The 15,786-nt window shown below is 71.8% G+C and carries 13 protein-coding genes; 3 read left to right on the forward strand and 10 right to left on the reverse strand.

Annotated features, from left to right (window positions below):
• Positions 1-27: 27 nt before the first annotated feature.
• Entirely contained in the window at positions 28-954 is a 927-nt protein-coding gene (locus ACGF3J_RS24325) for a LysR family transcriptional regulator (RefSeq protein ID WP_393854769.1), read from the reverse strand.
• A gap of 223 nt (positions 955-1,177) precedes the next feature.
• On the opposite strand from ACGF3J_RS24325, the gene ACGF3J_RS24330 reads away from it, so the two are divergent.
• Complete coding sequence (locus ACGF3J_RS24330) at positions 1,178-2,083, forward strand: carbon-nitrogen hydrolase family protein (RefSeq protein ID WP_393854770.1); 906 nt, start codon at positions 1,178-1,180, stop codon at positions 2,081-2,083.
• 91 nt (positions 2,084-2,174) lie between these two features.
• Positions 2,175-4,343, forward strand: coding sequence for a SpoIIE family protein phosphatase (locus ACGF3J_RS24335; protein ID WP_393854771.1), 2,169 nt, complete (start codon positions 2,175-2,177; stop codon positions 4,341-4,343).
• A gap of 13 nt (positions 4,344-4,356) precedes the next feature.
• Here the strand turns inward: ACGF3J_RS24335 and ACGF3J_RS24340 are convergent, their stop codons facing one another.
• The 4 genes from ACGF3J_RS24340 to ACGF3J_RS24355 form a co-directional block, all read right to left on the reverse strand.
• The gene (locus ACGF3J_RS24340) at positions 4,357-5,541 is read right to left on the reverse strand and encodes a type III polyketide synthase (protein WP_393854772.1); all 1,185 of its coding nucleotides are present in this window, start codon (positions 5,539-5,541) and stop codon (positions 4,357-4,359) included.
• A 237-nt stretch (positions 5,542-5,778) separates the two neighbouring features.
• On the reverse strand, positions 5,779-7,074 hold the full coding sequence (locus ACGF3J_RS24345; protein ID WP_393854773.1) for an amidohydrolase: 1,296 nt from the start codon (positions 7,072-7,074) through the stop codon (positions 5,779-5,781).
• Positions 7,075-7,127: 53 nt separating this feature from the next.
• Positions 7,128-8,399, reverse strand: a complete 1,272-nt coding sequence (locus ACGF3J_RS24350) for an amidohydrolase family protein (protein WP_393854774.1) — start codon at positions 8,397-8,399, stop codon at positions 7,128-7,130.
• Positions 8,400-8,559: 160 nt separating this feature from the next.
• Complete coding sequence (locus ACGF3J_RS24355) at positions 8,560-9,252, reverse strand: GntR family transcriptional regulator (RefSeq protein WP_352154612.1); 693 nt, start codon at positions 9,250-9,252, stop codon at positions 8,560-8,562.
• 108 nt (positions 9,253-9,360) lie between these two features.
• On the opposite strand from ACGF3J_RS24355, the gene ACGF3J_RS24360 reads away from it, so the two are divergent.
• A complete protein-coding gene (locus ACGF3J_RS24360) occupies positions 9,361-9,633 on the forward strand; it encodes a DUF3253 domain-containing protein (RefSeq protein WP_386931100.1) in 273 nt (90 codons plus the stop codon).
• Between the two features lie 6 nt (positions 9,634-9,639).
• Here the strand turns inward: ACGF3J_RS24360 and ACGF3J_RS24365 are convergent, their stop codons facing one another.
• The 5 genes from ACGF3J_RS24365 to ACGF3J_RS24385 form a co-directional block, all read right to left on the reverse strand.
• The gene (locus ACGF3J_RS24365; RefSeq protein ID WP_393854775.1) at positions 9,640-11,079 is read right to left on the reverse strand and encodes an FGGY-family carbohydrate kinase; all 1,440 of its coding nucleotides are present in this window, start codon (positions 11,077-11,079) and stop codon (positions 9,640-9,642) included.
• Positions 11,080-11,165: 86 nt separating this feature from the next.
• A complete protein-coding gene (locus ACGF3J_RS24370; RefSeq protein WP_161332437.1) occupies positions 11,166-12,629 on the reverse strand; it encodes an FAD-binding oxidoreductase in 1,464 nt (487 codons plus the stop codon).
• Between the two features lie 53 nt (positions 12,630-12,682).
• Positions 12,683-13,459 (reverse strand): SDR family oxidoreductase, encoded by a 777-nt coding sequence (locus tag ACGF3J_RS24375; protein WP_393854776.1) that lies wholly within the window; start codon positions 13,457-13,459, stop codon positions 12,683-12,685.
• Positions 13,460-13,474: 15 nt separating this feature from the next.
• Positions 13,475-14,740 carry a nitrate/nitrite transporter gene (locus tag ACGF3J_RS24380; RefSeq protein ID WP_237552847.1) on the reverse strand — a complete coding sequence of 422 codons (1,266 nt, stop codon included), beginning with the start codon at positions 14,738-14,740 and terminating at the stop codon, positions 13,475-13,477.
• A 252-nt stretch (positions 14,741-14,992) separates the two neighbouring features.
• The gene (locus ACGF3J_RS24385) at positions 14,993-15,562 is read right to left on the reverse strand and encodes a glycerol-3-phosphate responsive antiterminator (protein ID WP_237552846.1); all 570 of its coding nucleotides are present in this window, start codon (positions 15,560-15,562) and stop codon (positions 14,993-14,995) included.
• Positions 15,563-15,786 lie beyond the last annotated feature (224 nt).

The raw sequence follows: 15,786 nt of genomic DNA on the forward strand, positions 1-15,786 counted from the left end.
GGGTTTCCCTGTGGCTTGCCCTGTGGGTCAGGTGGTCGGTGTGGAGAGGCCGAGATCGTCCCGGATCTCGCGCAAGGTGTCCTCGGCGATCCTGACCAGTTCCCGGGTGGCCCGCGACAGCGGATGACCCCGCCGCTTGACCAGCGCGATCGTGTCGTAGAGGGGGTCGGCGAACGGGACGGTGCGCAGCCCCGCGGGAAACGTCGCCCCGGCGACCACGGCCCGGCTGGCGATGGTGTCGCCCACACCTGCGGCCACCAGACCCAGCGCGGCCTCGACGTGTTCCAGCTCGATCAGGGGATCGACGCTCACACCGGCCAGCTGGGCCCGTTCCGCGAGCTGGCGCCGGGTGGGGTCCTGCCAGCCGTAGTGGGCGTCGTAGAGGACCAGCGGGGTACGGGAGAACGCCTCGATCGTCACGGGCGTCCGGGTGCGCTCCTCGCTCGCGCTGACGAAGAACACCTCGTCCCGCAGCAGCGGCGTCACCACCAGCCCCTCGTCCTCGATCGGCAGCACCACGAGCCCGGCCTCGATCCGTCCCGCCGCCACGGCCGCCGCGGTCTCGGCGGAGTTCTGCCCCACCAGCCGGACCCGGACGGACGGATAACGGGCGTGGAACAGCTGCACGAGGTTGGACAGCAGGTAGTAGTCGGCGTTGCGCAGCACACCGAAGGTGGCGGTCCCGCCGCCCAGCGAACCCAGGGAGCGCACCGCCCGGGTCCCGCTCTCGGCGGCCTCCACCGCCTGCTGGGCGTACGGCAGCAGTTCCTGGCCCGCCGAGGTCAGGGCCAGGGTGCGGCTGCCCCGCGCGAACAGCTCGGCGTCGAGCTCGGTCTCCAGGCGGCGCACCAGCTCGGAGGCGGAGGCCTGGGCGATGTCCATGGCCCGCGCCGCTGCGGTGAACGACCCGAGCCGCTCCGCCTCGACGAAGGCCCTCAGCTGGTTGAGGGTCATACGCGGTCCGTGTCCTGTCGAGTCGGGGCGCGCGTCGTCCTGACGCCGACGCGGGAGTCCTCGTTCTACCACGGCCGCCGGGCGGCGCGGGACGCCGCGCGGACCACAGGGTCTTCCTGTGGATCGCACTGGACAAGGGGATCTTGTCCCGTGGGTGGCCCGGTGATTGGCTCGACCACGCCCCCCCCGTCCCCGGACGTCAGCGACCGCGGAAGGCTGCCCGATGATGACGACTCCCCTGCCGATCGGCCTCGTCCAGACGGCCGCGCGGCACCACGCCGCCGATGCCGCCGACGCCTTCGCCGAGGACGTGCGCCGCGTCATGGCTGCGCACCCCGGCCTGCGGCTGCTCGCCTACCCGGAACTGCATCTGTGCGGGCAGGAGCCGGGCGAGGACCCCGAGCGGGTCATGACCAAGGGGGCCCAGCCCCTGGACGGCCCGCGCGGCGCCCGGCTGGCCGCCCTCGCCCGTGAACTGGACATCTGGCTCGTGCCCGGCAGCGTCTACGAACAGGGTGCCGACGGCCGGATCTACAACACCGCCCCCGTCTACTCGCCCGTGGGCGAGCGGGTCGCGGCGTACCGCAAGATCTTCCCGTGGCGCCCCCACGAGACCACGGCGGCCGGCTCCGACTTCGTGGTCTTCGACCTGGCCGGGCACGGACGGGTGGGCCTGACGATCTGCTACGACGCCTGGTTCCCCGAGGTCACCCGCCACCTCGCCTGGCAGGGCGCCGACCTCGTACTGAACCTGGTCCGCACCCCCACCGTCGACCGTGCCCAGGAAGTCGTGCTCGCGCAGGCCAACGCGATCGTCAACCAGGTCTTCATGGCCAGCCTCAACGCGGCCGCGCCGGACGGCCTCGGGCGCAGCGTCGTGGTGGACCCCGAGGGGCGGATGCGCGCCGAGGCCGGGCCCGGGACGGAGGAGGTCCTGACCGACGTGATCGACCTGGGCGAGGCCCGGCGGGTGCGAGCGCGGGGCACCGCGGGGCTCACTCGGGTGTGGGACCCCTTCGAGGACGGCGGGCCGCCGCTGGAGCTGCCCCTGTACGCCGGCCGAATCGAGCCTGAGCGCTGGCGTCTCGGCGCCGGTGTGGGCGAAGGCGCCCGGCGTGTTATTGAATGAGGTGTGCGGTCGGAGATCTCGGGGCCCGCCGCACGGGTGCGAGTACGGCCCGGCGCCGTGCCGGGGCCGGCGAGCGAGCTGAGAGAGCCGTATGGACACACCCTCTCCTTCGTCCTCTTCGTCCTCGTCGCCGTTCGACCTGGTCAGCAGCGCCTTGGGCAAGTACATCCCGCGCGGCGGAGCGGGTGCGGCAGCCGGTGCCGCCGGAGCGCCGGGCGAGGACACCGCCCCCGTACGCGTCCACCCCGGCCCGGCGGCCGGCCTCCAGGAGCAGATCCTCGGCGCGGTCAACCTGGACCGGGAGCTGCGCATCACGCGCAGCAACCTGGACGCCCCCGTCTTCGCCGGTCTGGACGTCGTGACCGGAAGCCCCTTCGTCGACCTGCTGCCGCCCTGGGACGTACCGACGGTCACCCGCCGGCTGCGGCAGGTGCTGGAGACCGGCGAGGCACATGTCGCCCGGGTCCAGCGGCTGCGGCGCGCGGACGGCTCGGAGCTGGTCGTCTCGATGAGCATCCTGTCCGCCGCGGCGCCGCAGGAGGGCCTGACCGTCTCCCTGATCGCCATGGCCAGGAGACTGCACCTGTACGCCGCCGAGACCGCGATCGGCACCTCGCTGGACATCGGCGAGACCGCGCAGTCGCTGGCGGAGTCGCTGCTGGCCTGGGGAGACGTGGCCGCCATCGACCTCGACTTCGCCGTGTGGACGGGCGAGGGGGTCACCGAGCACGGCCAGGGACGCATCCGGCTGCGGCGGGCGGCCCTGGTGCCGGACCGGGTCTGGCCCGCAGGGTATGTGACCGAGGGTGACGATCTGCCCAAGGATGCGAGTCATCTGCTGTCGCAGGCGATCCGGCGCGACGACGCCGCCCAGGCCGTCGTCATCCCGGACCGCGAGTCGATCGAGCGGGTCCTCGGCAGCCCGAAGCTGGTACGTGCCCTGGTCCCCAGCGACCGGTCGGCGGGTGTGGCCTGCATCCCGCTCGTCCTCGACGGGGCGCCGCCCGTCGTGCTCGGCGTGGCGGAGGTCTGGCGGCGGGCCGACCGCCCCTTCAACGACGGCGAGCTGCTCGACCTCCAGGAACTGGTGGCCAGAACCTCGCACCACGTCGATCTGGCCCGCCAGCACCAGCGCGAGCACACCCAGGTGCTGGCCCTGCAGCGCCGGCTGCTGCCGCGCACCGGCGGCGACACCGTCGAGACCGCCAGCGTCTACCAGCCCGCCACCCCCGACAGCGCGGGCGTCGGCGGTGACTGGGTCAACAGCTTCCCCCTCCCGGACGGCCGGACCGCCCTCGTCGTCGGGGACGTGGTCGGACACGGACTGGGAGCCGCGGCGACGATGGGCCAGCTGAGCATGGAGGCCCGCGCACTGCTCTCCGCGGGTCTCGCACCCGACGAGGTGCTGGAACACCTGGACAAGACCGTGACGATGCTCGACGACGCGGAGTCGGGGCTGGCCGCCGGCTACAGCGCCCTCGGATCGACGTGCTGCATCGCCGTCTACGACCCGGTCAGTCACCGCGTGGCCCTGTCCAGCGCGGGCCACCTTCCCCCGGTCCTGGTGCTGCCGGACGGACGCGCCGCGCCGCTCGCGGTCCGCCCGCATCCCGGCCTCGGCGCTGAGTTCGCCCTGCGGGAGCCGTTCGGGGTGCACACGTTCGCCGCACCCCCGGGCTCCCTGCTCGCCCTCTACACCGACGGGCTGGTGGAGGATCCCGCCGTGCCGATCGACGAGGGCATCGGCAGGCTCGCGGACGCCGTGTCCACGGTGCACCCCTGGGACGTCCTGGAGGAGGCCGCGCGACGGGTCGTCTCCGGGCTGTCGCCGCAGCGCGGGCGCGACGACGTGACCCTGCTGCTGGCCCGCATGATCGGCTACCGCAAGGGTGACACCGCCACCTGGCGGCTGCCGGCCCGCGACGACGCGGCCGCCCGGGCCCGCACGCTGGTCTCCGCGCTGCTGCGCGAGTGGCGTACCAGGGACGACACCCGGGACAGGGTGCTGCTCCTGGTCAGCGAGCTGGTCACCAACGCGGTCCGGTTCGCCGGCGGACCCATCACGGTACGGATGATCAGGGCAGGTCACGGACTGCTGTGCGAGGTCGGCGACACCGGCAACGGCCGTCCCCGCCTCGGCCGCGGCGAGCTGCTCGACGACTCCGGTCGCGGCCTGCACGTCGTGCACCGGCTCACCGCCCGCTGGGGGGTGCGGTGGACGGACACCGGCAAGGTGGTCTGGGCGGTGGTGGCCAGGTGACCGCGCGGCCGTGCTACAGCCACTCTCCTTCTAGGGCGGTCGCCGTGAGGCCCGGGGCCGCCGCGTACAGCACGGCGCGGCTGCCCGGCCGCTGCCCGGCGTCGTGCGCCCGCCGCATGATGTCGAACACGGCGGCGCCGCCGCGGTTGCCGCTGGTGTAGCTGGCCCGGCTGTGGTCCAGGAGCCCCGACGGCCACTCCTCGGGCATGGTCTGCTCCATGTACTCCAGCACGCGCGTCCCGCCGGGGTGCGCGAGCAGCACGTCGGGGTGCCAGGACTTCGGGTCGTCCTGGTAGCGGTCGTGCAGCCAGTCCCACATGGCGGTGACGGTGTTCTGCACGGCGCGCGGGCCGCGCCGGTCCATCACGAAGTGGGTGCCGTCCGCCCGCGTCTCCAGGCGGTGCAGGTCCTGGGTGTCCGGCAGGGTGTGGTGCCAGGAGGCGTCCAGCCGCAGCACCGACTGGGGCCGGGGGCGGCCCGTGACCACCGTCGCGACCGCGGTGTCCGCGAACAGCAGCCGGACGATCAGGGACTCCAGGGTGTCGTCCGCGGGCTGGTAGGTCGTACTCAGCGCCTCCGAGATCACGACCAGCACCACCCGGTCGGGGTCGGCCGCCACGAGGTCGGCCGCGAGTGCCAGGGAGCGGGTCCCGGCGACACAGGCCCACTGCGAGGCGGGCAGCAGCGTCGTGTCGCCGCGCAGCGGGAGCCGGTTGGCCAGGGCGACGTCCAGACCCGGCAGCGCCGGGGTGGTGGAGTTGCTGGTGATCAGGCAGTCGACGTCCGAGACGTCCAGCCCGGCGATCTGCAGGGCCCCGCGCGCCGCCCGCTCCCCGTAGGCCTGCACGGCCTCCCAGGCCGGGGCGGTGCGCTCCTGCACGGTCTGCGGTGCGGGTACCGCTTCGAGGGCGGCGACCACGCGGTCCGCGTCCTGCTCGGTGAACCCGTCGCGGACCAGCGCCTCCCGCGCGGGCCCGGTGCCGACCGCGGACAGAGCGCCCGAGGCGCCGGGCGCGACGGCGGACTCCAGCGGCAGCATCCAGCCCCGGGTCTCGATGCCGGTACTGGCCGCGATGCCGTCGATCCGGGGCGCCCAGGCCGCGTCCGGGTGCCGTTCGCGGACCTCCTCCACGATCTCGCTGGTCTTGACGGCGTGCTCGCCGTGTATGACGGCGGGCGGGCACAGGTATGCGGCCACGATTCGCACCTTTCTCCGGTGAACAAGAGAGGGAAGTCCCGAGTGCTGTGGCATGGCTCACTCCAGCACCCCACGTCCAAGTCCATGCCGGCGCGCGTCACTTCGGGCGCCGGCATCCGATTCGAGCATGGCGGCTAAAAGGACATTTGCGCTGTGACTCAGACAACTTGGACGGCTCTTGTCATGCGTGACGCTCCACACACCCCTGATGCGGAACCCACTCCGGAGGCGCCCCTCTCAGACCAGTTCGCCGTTCCGGGCCACCACCCGCCCGCCGTGCACGACCATGTCGCGCCGGGGCATGTCGACCACGACCTGCGGCAGGCACTCGCCGCGCACCAGCACGAAGTCCGCCGGCGCCCCCGGCTTCAGGTCGGCCCGTGGCAGGCCCATCACGTCCGCGCCGCCGTGCGCGCCGACGTCGTAGCAGGAGGCCAGCTCGTCGTCGAGGCGTACGTCCGTGATCCACCCGAGCAGATGGGCGCGGTGCAGCATGTCCGCGTCGCCGAACGGGCTCCAGGAGTCGCGCACGCCGTCCGAGCCGAGCCCGACCCGCACGCCGTACTCGCGCAGCGTGGAGACGGGCAGCACCAGGGACTCGTTCGGTGCGACCGTCGTCAGGGCGATGTCCAGCTCCGCCAGATCCTCGGCCATGGTGCGCAGGGCGCGCTCGGCGAGGAACGGCAAACAGAAGACGTGACTCACCGTCACCCGGCCCCGCAGGGACAGGGACCGGGTGCGCTCGATGATGCCGCGCATGACCCGGGTCCCCTTCTCGTCCCGGTCGTGCAGATGGATGTCGACGCCGATCCCGTGCCGGTCGGCCAGGTCGAAGACCAGGTCGAGCTGCTCCTCCGGAGCCTGGTCGAAGCTGATCGGGTCGATGCCGCCGATCATGTCGACCAGGCCCTCGCGCGCCGCAGTGGCCAAGAGTTCGGCCGTGCCCGGTGTACGGACCACGCCGTGCTGGGGGAACGCCACGATCTGCACGTCCAGCGCGTCCGCCAGGCGGTCCCGCGCCTCGGCGATGCCCTCCACGCCGTCGAGGCCGTAGGCGGGGGCGACGTCCGCGTGGGCCCGCATGGCCCGGGTGCCGCGGGTCACGGCGTGCGCCATCAGCCCGTACGCCCGTTCGCCGACCGGGCGCCGCTGGGAGTGGTACAGCTCGACGTCCTGCTCGCAGTACTCGGCGATGCCGCTCGCGGGCCTGCGCGACACCCACGGGCCGCCCCAACTGGTCTTGTCGGGGTGGATGTGCGCGTCGACGAGCGCCGGCAGCGCCAGCCGGCCGCCGCCGTCGACGACCTTGGCCCCCCTGGGCGCCGGCCGGTCCGAGACCCGGCCGTCGAGGACGGTCAGGTCCACCGCCCCGGACCTGCCCGGGAGGCGCACGTCGCGGAACACGACGGCGCCGCGGCCGTGCCGGGCCGGTCCGGGTGACGCGTGCGCCGTCTGGGCGGCCAGAGCGGCGGTGCCGCCCAGCGAGGCGGCACCGGCGAGGACGTTGCGCCGCGACAGGGGCGGAGGAGTCATGTCGTTCTCCTACGGGTCAGGGGGTGTGGGACGGCTGGAGGGTGGGGCAGTGGTCAGACGGGGAGGCCCGAACGCACCACCCGGGACGGCTTCTTGAGCAGTGACACGTCGGCCAGCGGGTCGCCGGGCACCAGGACCAGGTCACCGGCGTGTCCCCGGGCCGGCCGGCCCGCCGTGCCCTCCAGGCCGAGCAGCCGCGCGGCGTGCGTCGTCGCCGTGCGGATCGCGTCGAGCGGTGAGAGTCCGGCGGCGTGCATCAGCTCCACCTCCCGCCCGATGGGGTCCACCGTGCCGCCGGAGGAGTCCGTGCCCGCCGCGAGCGGCACGCCCAGCTCGTGCGCCGCCAGCACCGCCTGCTTCAGGACGGGCAGGTAGGCGCGGCCCCGCTCGGCGAGTACCGGGTCCGAGGACTCGGCGAGGCCCGCGATCGCGGTGAGGGTGGGCGTGAAGAACGTGTCCCGCCGCCGCATTTCGTGCAGGGTGCGCTCGCCGACGAACACGCCGTGCTCCAGGGAGCGGATGCCCGCGGTCACCGCGTCGTGGCAGCCCTTCTCGCTGTAGCTGTGGCAGAGCACGCCCTTCCCGCCGCGCCGCGCCGCCGCCACCACCTCGCTGAGCTGGGCATGCGAGTAGACCTGGGCCAGCGGGTCCTGCTCGGGCAGCCCGGCGCGTTCGTTCACCCGCGTCTTGACCACCTCGGCGCCGCGCGCCAGATTGACCCGGACCACGTGGCGCAGGGCCTCGGCGGAGCGGACCCCGTCCTTCAGTCCGGCCAGCATGGCGAGTTCCGGGTCGGCGAGGAGGGTGTCGCCCAGGTCCGGCGTCACGAAGATGCCGGCCGCCCGCAGACGGGGCGCCATGCCGGGAGCCCGGCGGGCCAGCTCGCGCACGGCGATGTCCTGGTAGAAGTTCGTGGACCCGCTGCGCGCGCTCGTCGCGCCCTTGCCGACGGCGTCGCGTGCCTCGGCCACGGTGTTGAGGTGGATGTGCGCGTCGATCAGGCCGGGCAGGACCCACTGGCCGTGCGCGTCGAGGCGCGGGACGCCGGCCGGGACGGTGGTCCTGCCACGGGCGCCGGCCGCGCGCACCACTCCGTCGCGGATCACCACGACGGCGTCCTCGGTGACGTCACCGGTGGCGGGGTCGAGAAGCGTGCCGCCCTCGACGACCAGGTCGCCGGTGCGCGGCCGGCGGTCCGTCGTGGTCGCGGCCGCCGGTCCGGCGGAACCGAGGGCCGTCGCGGTACCGGCGAGGGCCGCGGAGGCGGCGAGCACGCCCCGCCGGGTCAGCCGGGGGGACGGGGGCTCGGAGGACTCGATGCACATCGCTGGGCTCCTGGTGGGGGCGGGAAGTCGCGGCAGGGGGGAGACCTGCCTGGCGCCATTTTGTATACCAAGCCAGGAGGGCGGGACAAGGGGGTGTCGGATGTGCCCCGAAGATTCCCACCAGTACTGCACACTTACGAGATTCTCGCTGAGTGCAGAATCACTTGGTATACAAAGCGCTGTCCCCGAAGAGGGACCGCAGGGCCACGGCCCGGCTGTCCCGGACGTGCAGCAGGGTGCTCGCGGCGGCCGGCTCCTCGTCGCCCGCGGCGATGTGCCGGAAGATGTCCGCGTGCTGGGCCCGCATGTGCGCGGGTTCGGCACGCATGCCGAACAGCAACTGCAACTGCCAGCCGAGCTGCTCCATGGTGCGGGCCAGCAGCGGATTACCGGAGAGCGCGACGATCCGCTCGTGGAACTCCGTGTGCGCCGCGACCTCCAGCGCGCCCTCGTCCTCCTCGGCGGCGTCCTCGGCCCGCGCCAGGGAGGCACGCAGTGCGTCCAGTTCCGGCAGCGGCCCGTCCGCCGCCGCGACCTGCCGGGCGGCGAGCCGCGACGCCTGGACGGCCAACGGCTCCCACACCTCGTACAGGTACCGGACGTCGGCCCGCTCCAGACGCCGCACCCGCACTCCGCTGTGCGGCAGCAGTTCCAGCAGCCCCTCGGCGACCAGCGCGCGCAGCGCCTCGCGGACCGGCACCCGGGACATCCGCAGCTCCTCCGCGACCTCCCGCTCCACCAGCCGCGTGCCCATCGGATACCGGCGGTCCACGATGCGCTCGCGCACGGCCTCGCGGGCCCGCGCGCTCAGCGACGTCCGGGTCTGTCCCGCCTGCGGTGTGCCGGCTGCCACGTGCACCGTCCCTCGCCCTCGCCCTCGCCGTTCAGAGCGAGGATACGTTCAGGGCGATCACCGGGCCGCCCACGGGCGCGACCGCCCGCGGATCGTCATACTGGCCGGGTGGCGGACGAGGAGGAGCGGACGGGCCGGCAGCTGGAGCGAGCCATCCTGGAACTCCTGGAGCGCCGCCGCCCGGAGGCGACGATCTGCCCCTCGGACGCCGCACGCGCGGTCTACGAAGGGGACGACGACGGCTGGCGCGCCCTCATGGAGCCGGCCCGCCGTGCGGCCCGGCGACTGGCCGAGGCCGGGGAGGTCACGGTCACCCAGCGCGGTCGCAAAGTCGACCCGGCGACCGCGCGCGGCCCCGTCCGCATCCGCCGCGCCCGCTGACCGGCGTCAGCCGAAGACGTCGTACGTACGGCGGTAGAGGGCGTCGGTGTGTTCGCGGACGTCCCGGTACACCGCTTCGAGGCGCCGGTAGAGAGCGTGGTTCTCCGGGTCCGGGTGGAAGACCTCGCCGTCGCGGACCATCCTGGCCGTGGCCTCGTCGAAGTCCGCGTGCACACCGAGGCCCACCGCCGCGCAGATCGCCGCTCCCAGGCCCGCGGCGCTGGACGCCTCGGCGCGGCGGGCGGGAACGCCGTGCACGTCGGCCTGGATCCGCATCATCAGGTCGGAGCGCGAGCCGCCGCCGGAGACGATGACCTCGCGGTGTGCCGTGCCCAGTTCGCGCGCCATGCGCTCCGTCGTGTCGTGGACCGTCATCGCGAGGGCTTCCAGGATGGACCGGTAGACGTGGAAGCGGCCGTGGCGTCCGTCGAAGCCCAGCATCGTGCCCTTGCGGAAGGGGGCGTCGTCCGGGGCGAGCCAGTCGAGGACGGTCATCAGCCCGTCGGACCCCGGCGGCACCTTCGCCGCTTCGGCGTTGAGGTAGTCCTCCACCTCCAGCCCGGCGGCGCGTGCCCGGGCGGACGCCTCCTCGCCGAGCAGGTCGCGGTACCAGCTGACCGTCCACATGCCGCGCCGCACTCCGCCGGACTCGTAGAGGTAGGAGTGCGGCACGGCGGCGTAGTTCACCCAGAAGTCCGAGGGGCCCGTGACGTTGCGCGGGCCCGTGGCCATGCCGGCCACGTACGTGCCGAGCGAGACGAGGAGGGTGTCGGGGGAGCGCAGCCCGCAGCCCAGGGCCTCGACCGCCTTGTCGTTGGCCGTGGCGACCACGGGGACCCCGGCGGGGATGCCGGTGTGGCGTGCCGCGGCCTCGGTGACCTCGCCCAGGACGTCACCGGGCAGCACGAGGTCGAAGAGCAGCTCGGGGCGCAGGCCGAGCTTCGCGATCTCCGCGTCGTCGTCGCTCCACTGCCAGGTGTCCGGGTCCAGGGGCCACATCCCGGCGTAGTTGGCCGCCGTGTCACGGAACTTCCCCGTCATCCGGTGACCGATGTAGCCGGAGCTGGTCGTGACGCGGGCGGCCTCCGGGTCGGTGTCCTGGTAGGGGAGCCCGACGCGCTCGTCCATCCAGCTCATGACGGGCTGGGCGAGCGTGCCGTCCGCCTTGAGGACGGCACGGCAGAAGCGGATGGTGCACAGTCCCACGCCCACGATGTCCGCCGGGTCCCCGTCGAACGCCGCGAGCGCGGCCCGGCTCGCGGCGCCGATCGACGTCCACAGGTCGTCGTCCGGATGCTCCACGACGCCGGGCCGCGGGGTGTCGTAGGGGCGCAGCGCGGCACGGCCCTCGCTGACGACCCGGCCGTCGGTGTCGAAGACGGTCACCTTCGACGACTGCGAGCCGTTGTCGATGCCGATGAGGTAGCGGGGACGAGCGCTGGACATGGCCACTCCGGGGAGGTCGTGCGGGTCGGGGAAGGAGCGGGACCCCGGCCGTTGTGACGGCGGCCGGGGTCGGCTGGGAGTCTGGCTCAGGCGTCCATGGGGAAGATGGTGCCCTTGTTCATGATTCCGTTGGGGTCGAAGGTCTCCTTGAGCTTGGCGAGGATCCGGTACGCGCTGCCGTGCTCCTGCGTGGTCCACGGGGCGCGGTACTTGCCGATGCCGTGGTGGTGGACCATGGAGCCGCCCACCTTCAGCGCCTCCTCGACGATGATCGCGTTGAGCGGGATGTGGTACTTCTCGATCTCCTCGCGCGGCTCGCAGTTGATCCTGTAGTCGTAGACGAAGTACAGGTTGGTGCCGGTCTGGTAGCTGTGCGAGGAGTGGGCGCCGAGCATGACCAGGTCGTCGGCGGCCGGGAACTCGGTGCGGATGCGCCGGATCACGTTGTCGTACAGCTCGACGGTGCGCGACCAGTCGACGGAGACCTCGGTGGTGTAGCCGAGTTCTCCCTTGGCGAGCATGACCTGCTTCTCGGCCTCGATCTTGTCGACACCCCAGTTGAGGTTGTCGAACCAGTCCTCGATCAGGCGGGGGTCGACCTTGTCGTGCGGGTACTGGGCCAGGACCCGCTCGATCTCCTCGCTGGTGGCGCGCACGAGGCCCTTGGGCCCCTCCGCCACGAAGACGACGACGACCTTGCCCTGGTAGAAGTGCGAGAAGTGCTGCCGGGCGTCCTCGGGCGAGTAGACCCGGACGACCGACGGCTTGAACCCGCCTGTGACGACCTCGCGGATCGCCTTGACGCCGGTGGCCATGTCGTCGACGAGGAAGCCGTGGAACTCGTTGTTCTCGGGCTGGTACTTGAAGACCTTGACGGTCACCTCGGTGATGTAGCAGAGGGCGCCCTCGTTGCCGATGACGACGTGCCGGATGTCGGGGCCGGCCGCGCGGCGCGGGACGTTCTTGATGCGGGTGACCGAGCCGTCCGGGAAGACCGCCTCCAGACCGACGACCATGTCCTCGATCGCGCCGTACAGCGTGGAGAACTGGCCGATGGAGCGGGTGGAGACGAGCCCGCCGTACTGGGCGAGCGGCTTGGACTGCGGGGAGTGGCCCGTCGTGAGCCCCTGTTCGCGCAGCTTGTCCTCGAGCACCTGGAGCGGCACCCCGCACTCGACGGTCACCTGCATGTTCTCGGCGTCGACCGAGAGGATGCGGTCCAGGCCGGAGCCGTCGAGCACGATGGTGTCCTCGACCGCGGTCTCGAGACCGCCCTCGGTGCCGGTGCGGCCGGTCCGCGCGACCACGTTGATCCTGTTGTCGTTCGCGAAGGCCAGGACCTTCGAGACGTCCTCGGTGGAACGGGCGTTGACGATCGCGGCCGGGAGCGGGGCGTCGAAGATGCCGTGTACCGACTGGTACTTCTTGAACCGGTCGACGCTCGCGAGCTTCAGCTCCTCGGTGTCGGTGACGACCTGTCCGGCGTCGAGCAGGCCGGTGAGGCGGGCGACGATGTCTTCGCGGGTGAGCTTGGAGAGCGACTGGGCCATGGTGATCTACCTCTTGGTGTGCGGTGCGTGGGGGAGGGCGCGGCGTGGGGGGTTCAGCGGACCAGGTAGCCCCCGTCCACCGGGAGGACGTGCCCGTTCACGTAGTCCGACGCCCGGGAGGCGAGGAAGACGGTGGCGCCCATCAGGTCCGCGACGTCGCCCCAGCGGCCGGCCGGGATGTGGTCCAGGACGCGCTGGCGGGTCTCCGGGTTCGCCCGCGTCGCCTCGGTGATCTTCGTGGCGAAGTAGCCGGGCGCGATGGCGTTGACCTGGATGTTGTGCTGGGCCAGCTCGTCGCAGTACGCCTTGGTGAAGCCCACGATGCCGTGCTTGGTGGCCGCGTACGCGGGCGACCACTGGCCGCCGAGGAACGAGAACATCGACGCGATGTTGATGATCTTTCCGGAGCGCTGCGGAACCATGAACCGGACCGCCTCGTGGCTCAGCTCGAACGGGGCCGTGAGGTTGATGTCGACCATCGGGTCCCACTGCTCGCGGCCGAACTCCGCGACGTCCGCGATGTTGCAGATGCCCGCCGAGTTCACCACGATGTCGACCGATCCGAAGGTCTCCGCGCAGCCCTCGACGATCTGCCTCGGCACGCCGGGCCCGGTCAGGTCCGCCTTCATGAACTCCATGCGGCGGCCCTCGGCCTCGATCAGCTCGCGGGTGGTGCCGTCGTCCTCGGTCACGGACGGCACGAACACGTCGGCGCCCGCCTTGGCGAGGGCCAGCGAGAACGCCCGGCCGAGACCCGTGTTGCCGCCGGTGACGATGGCGCTGCGGCCGTCGAGGGAGAAGAAGTCCCGGTTGAAGTCGGTGATGTCCATGGTGAGTGACCTTCCTCAGAACGCGGGGGCCGGCTCGGTGGGAGCCGGCGCGGACGCCGCCGCACGCGCGGCCAGCTCCCTGCGGCGGATACGGATGGTGAGTGTGGTGAACAGCAGGCCCAGCAGCGCCGCGGCCAGCAGGAAGACGAACAGGGTGGTGTAGCCGCCGCCGCGCTCCGGCACCGCCGGACTGGCCGACGGGTCGCCGATCCACCACGCGGCGAGCGACGGCAGGAAGGCGTCCGGCAGGAACGCGATCCCGGAGACCAGGCCGATCACCCCGCCCCGCTCGTTGGGCGGGATCTCCACCTCCCCGACGGTGGCGAAGTACACCCCGCGGCTGGCGAAGACGAACAGGCAGAGCAGGAACATCAGCGTGACGGCGACCCAGCCGAAGGCCGTGCTGCGCGGCAGTACGAGGAACAGCACGGCGGCAGCCGCGCACCCCAGGAACATCCAGCGCAGGAAGCGCGGCGTCGACCGGGTGACCTTGTCGACGACCACACCGCCCGCGGGGCCGGCGGCGAACTGGAAGACGTACGTACGGACCACACCGATGACACCGATCAGACCCGCCGCGATCCCGTAGTGGTGCTCAAGGAGCGGCGAGAAATAGCCGAGGGTGGTGTAGAAGCAGTACATCATCATCACGGTGAGCCCGATGAGCCACGTGTATTTGTTGCTGGCTGCCCGCCACAGCTGCTTCAGGGTGACGGTGCTGGAATCCAGCGCGGCCAGTTTCTCCTTGTCGCTGTCCACGAAGAACCAGATGAGCGCGGCGAAGACGAAGGCGAGTATTCCGTAGAGCCGGATGAGCCACGTGACACCCGCCGCCTGCGTGACGGCCGTCGCCACCAATGCGGTGCCGACGAATCCCACGAGGGTGGAGGTGACTCCCCGCGCGCCTTCCAGGAACCCGAAGAGCCGGCCCTGTTCCGAGGCGTCGCCGAGCATTCCGATGGCCTTGAGCAGAGCCGGCCAGTAGAGGCCGGTGCCCATGACCGCCATAAGGGCGTGCGCGACGAGCGTACCGGTGTAGCCGGGGGCCTGCGCGATGTACAGATCAAGCACGCCGGTACCGGCCAGACCCAGCGTGACCAGGATCTTCGGCGAGAACTTGTCGGCGAACCAACCTCCCGCGAAGTACATCACGATCGCCACGATGCCGAACACGGAGATGATGTTGCCGTAGTCCTGCGTCGAAAGGTGCAGCGCCTCGGCGGTGGGGCCGAGAAAGACGAAGCGGATGTAGGCGACCTGGAAGATGATGCCGCATGACATCGACAGGATCAGGAATCCCGTCCATTTCCGCGCTCTGTTCACAGTCCACCTCGTTGTGGTTCGCAATCGGGCAACAAAAAAAGAACAGCAACTCTCGACGGGCGAGGAGTTACTGTTCTCTGGTCTCTAGTAACTGCTCCGGCACGGAGGCCGGAGCCGATATGTGATTGTGGCGGCCGAACGGGTGATCAGATGGCCGCAGGGCAAACCTAGAGTGACGCTCGGGCGAGTGTCAAGGGTCCGCCGGCGGTGTCACATCTCCCAGACATCGGTATTCGACGAGGCAATCGCGGCCGCGCCCGCCTTGAGTGCGGCGAACACGTCGTCCCGGTCGCAGACCAGGCCGCCCGCGATGAGCGGCACGTCGATGTCGGCGACGACCCAGGAGATGACCCGCGGCATGCACCCGGGGAGGATCTCCACGCAGTCCGCCTGCGAGGACCGCACCTGCGGCGCGAGCTTGCGGTACGAGAGCGAGTCGATGAGGAAGAAGCGGTGCACCGCGTACAGGCCCAGCTCGCGGGCGGCGCGCACCATGAACCCCTTGGAGCTGAGCACCCCGTCCGCCGCCGTCTTCTCCTTCACGTACCGGACGACGATCTCCTTGCCGGCGAAACCCTCCAGCAGATCGACGTTGACCAGGACCGTACGGCCGTCCTCCTTCAGCCGGGCCACGATCTCCGGCAGGTCCAGGACCGTGCCGTAGAGCAGGAAGACCACGCGGCAGTCGGAGCGCAGCACGGCCTCCAGGCCCTCCGCGTCCTTGACGCTGGCGACGACCGGGTTCTCCTCCAGGAGGGCGGGCAGTGGTGGGGTGTCCAAGGTGCGCTCCTAGCAGAGGCAGGCGGTGTCCTCTCAGGGTAGGACGCGGACACGGGGCACCGGCGTCCGGTCTCCGGCCGCCGTCGGCCACCGTCCTTGACGCGGGCTCGCGGCCCTCCCATACTGGCGGCCAAATCGATTTGGCCAAATCGATTTGGCCCTCCGTCCGGGGCCGGATCGCTGTTCCACCCCGAGCGTGCTGCAGGCCCGAACGGAGTCCAACG

The sequence above is a fragment of the Streptomyces sp. NPDC048171 genome, assembly GCF_043202655.1.
Taxonomy (GTDB): Bacteria; Actinomycetota; Actinomycetes; order Streptomycetales; family Streptomycetaceae; genus Streptomyces.

Coding starts and splice junctions, on each gene's coding strand:
- ACGF3J_RS24325 (WP_393854769.1), bottom strand. CDS start 954: ATGACCCTCAACCAGCTGAGGGCCTTCGTCGAGGCGGAGCGGCTCGGG.
- ACGF3J_RS24330 (WP_393854770.1), top strand. CDS start 1,178: ATGATGACGACTCCCCTGCCGATCGGCCTCGTCCAGACGGCCGCGCGG.
- ACGF3J_RS24335 (WP_393854771.1), top strand. CDS start 2,175: ATGGACACACCCTCTCCTTCGTCCTCTTCGTCCTCGTCGCCGTTCGAC.
- ACGF3J_RS24345 (WP_393854773.1), bottom strand. CDS start 7,074: ATGACTCCTCCGCCCCTGTCGCGGCGCAACGTCCTCGCCGGTGCCGCC.
- ACGF3J_RS24350 (WP_393854774.1), bottom strand. CDS start 8,399: ATGTGCATCGAGTCCTCCGAGCCCCCGTCCCCCCGGCTGACCCGGCGG.
- ACGF3J_RS24365 (WP_393854775.1), bottom strand. CDS start 11,079: ATGTCCAGCGCTCGTCCCCGCTACCTCATCGGCATCGACAACGGCTCG.
- ACGF3J_RS24370 (WP_161332437.1), bottom strand. CDS start 12,629: ATGGCCCAGTCGCTCTCCAAGCTCACCCGCGAAGACATCGTCGCCCGC.
- ACGF3J_RS24375 (WP_393854776.1), bottom strand. CDS start 13,459: ATGGACATCACCGACTTCAACCGGGACTTCTTCTCCCTCGACGGCCGC.
- ACGF3J_RS24380 (WP_237552847.1), bottom strand. CDS start 14,740: ATGTCATGCGGCATCATCTTCCAGGTCGCCTACATCCGCTTCGTCTTT.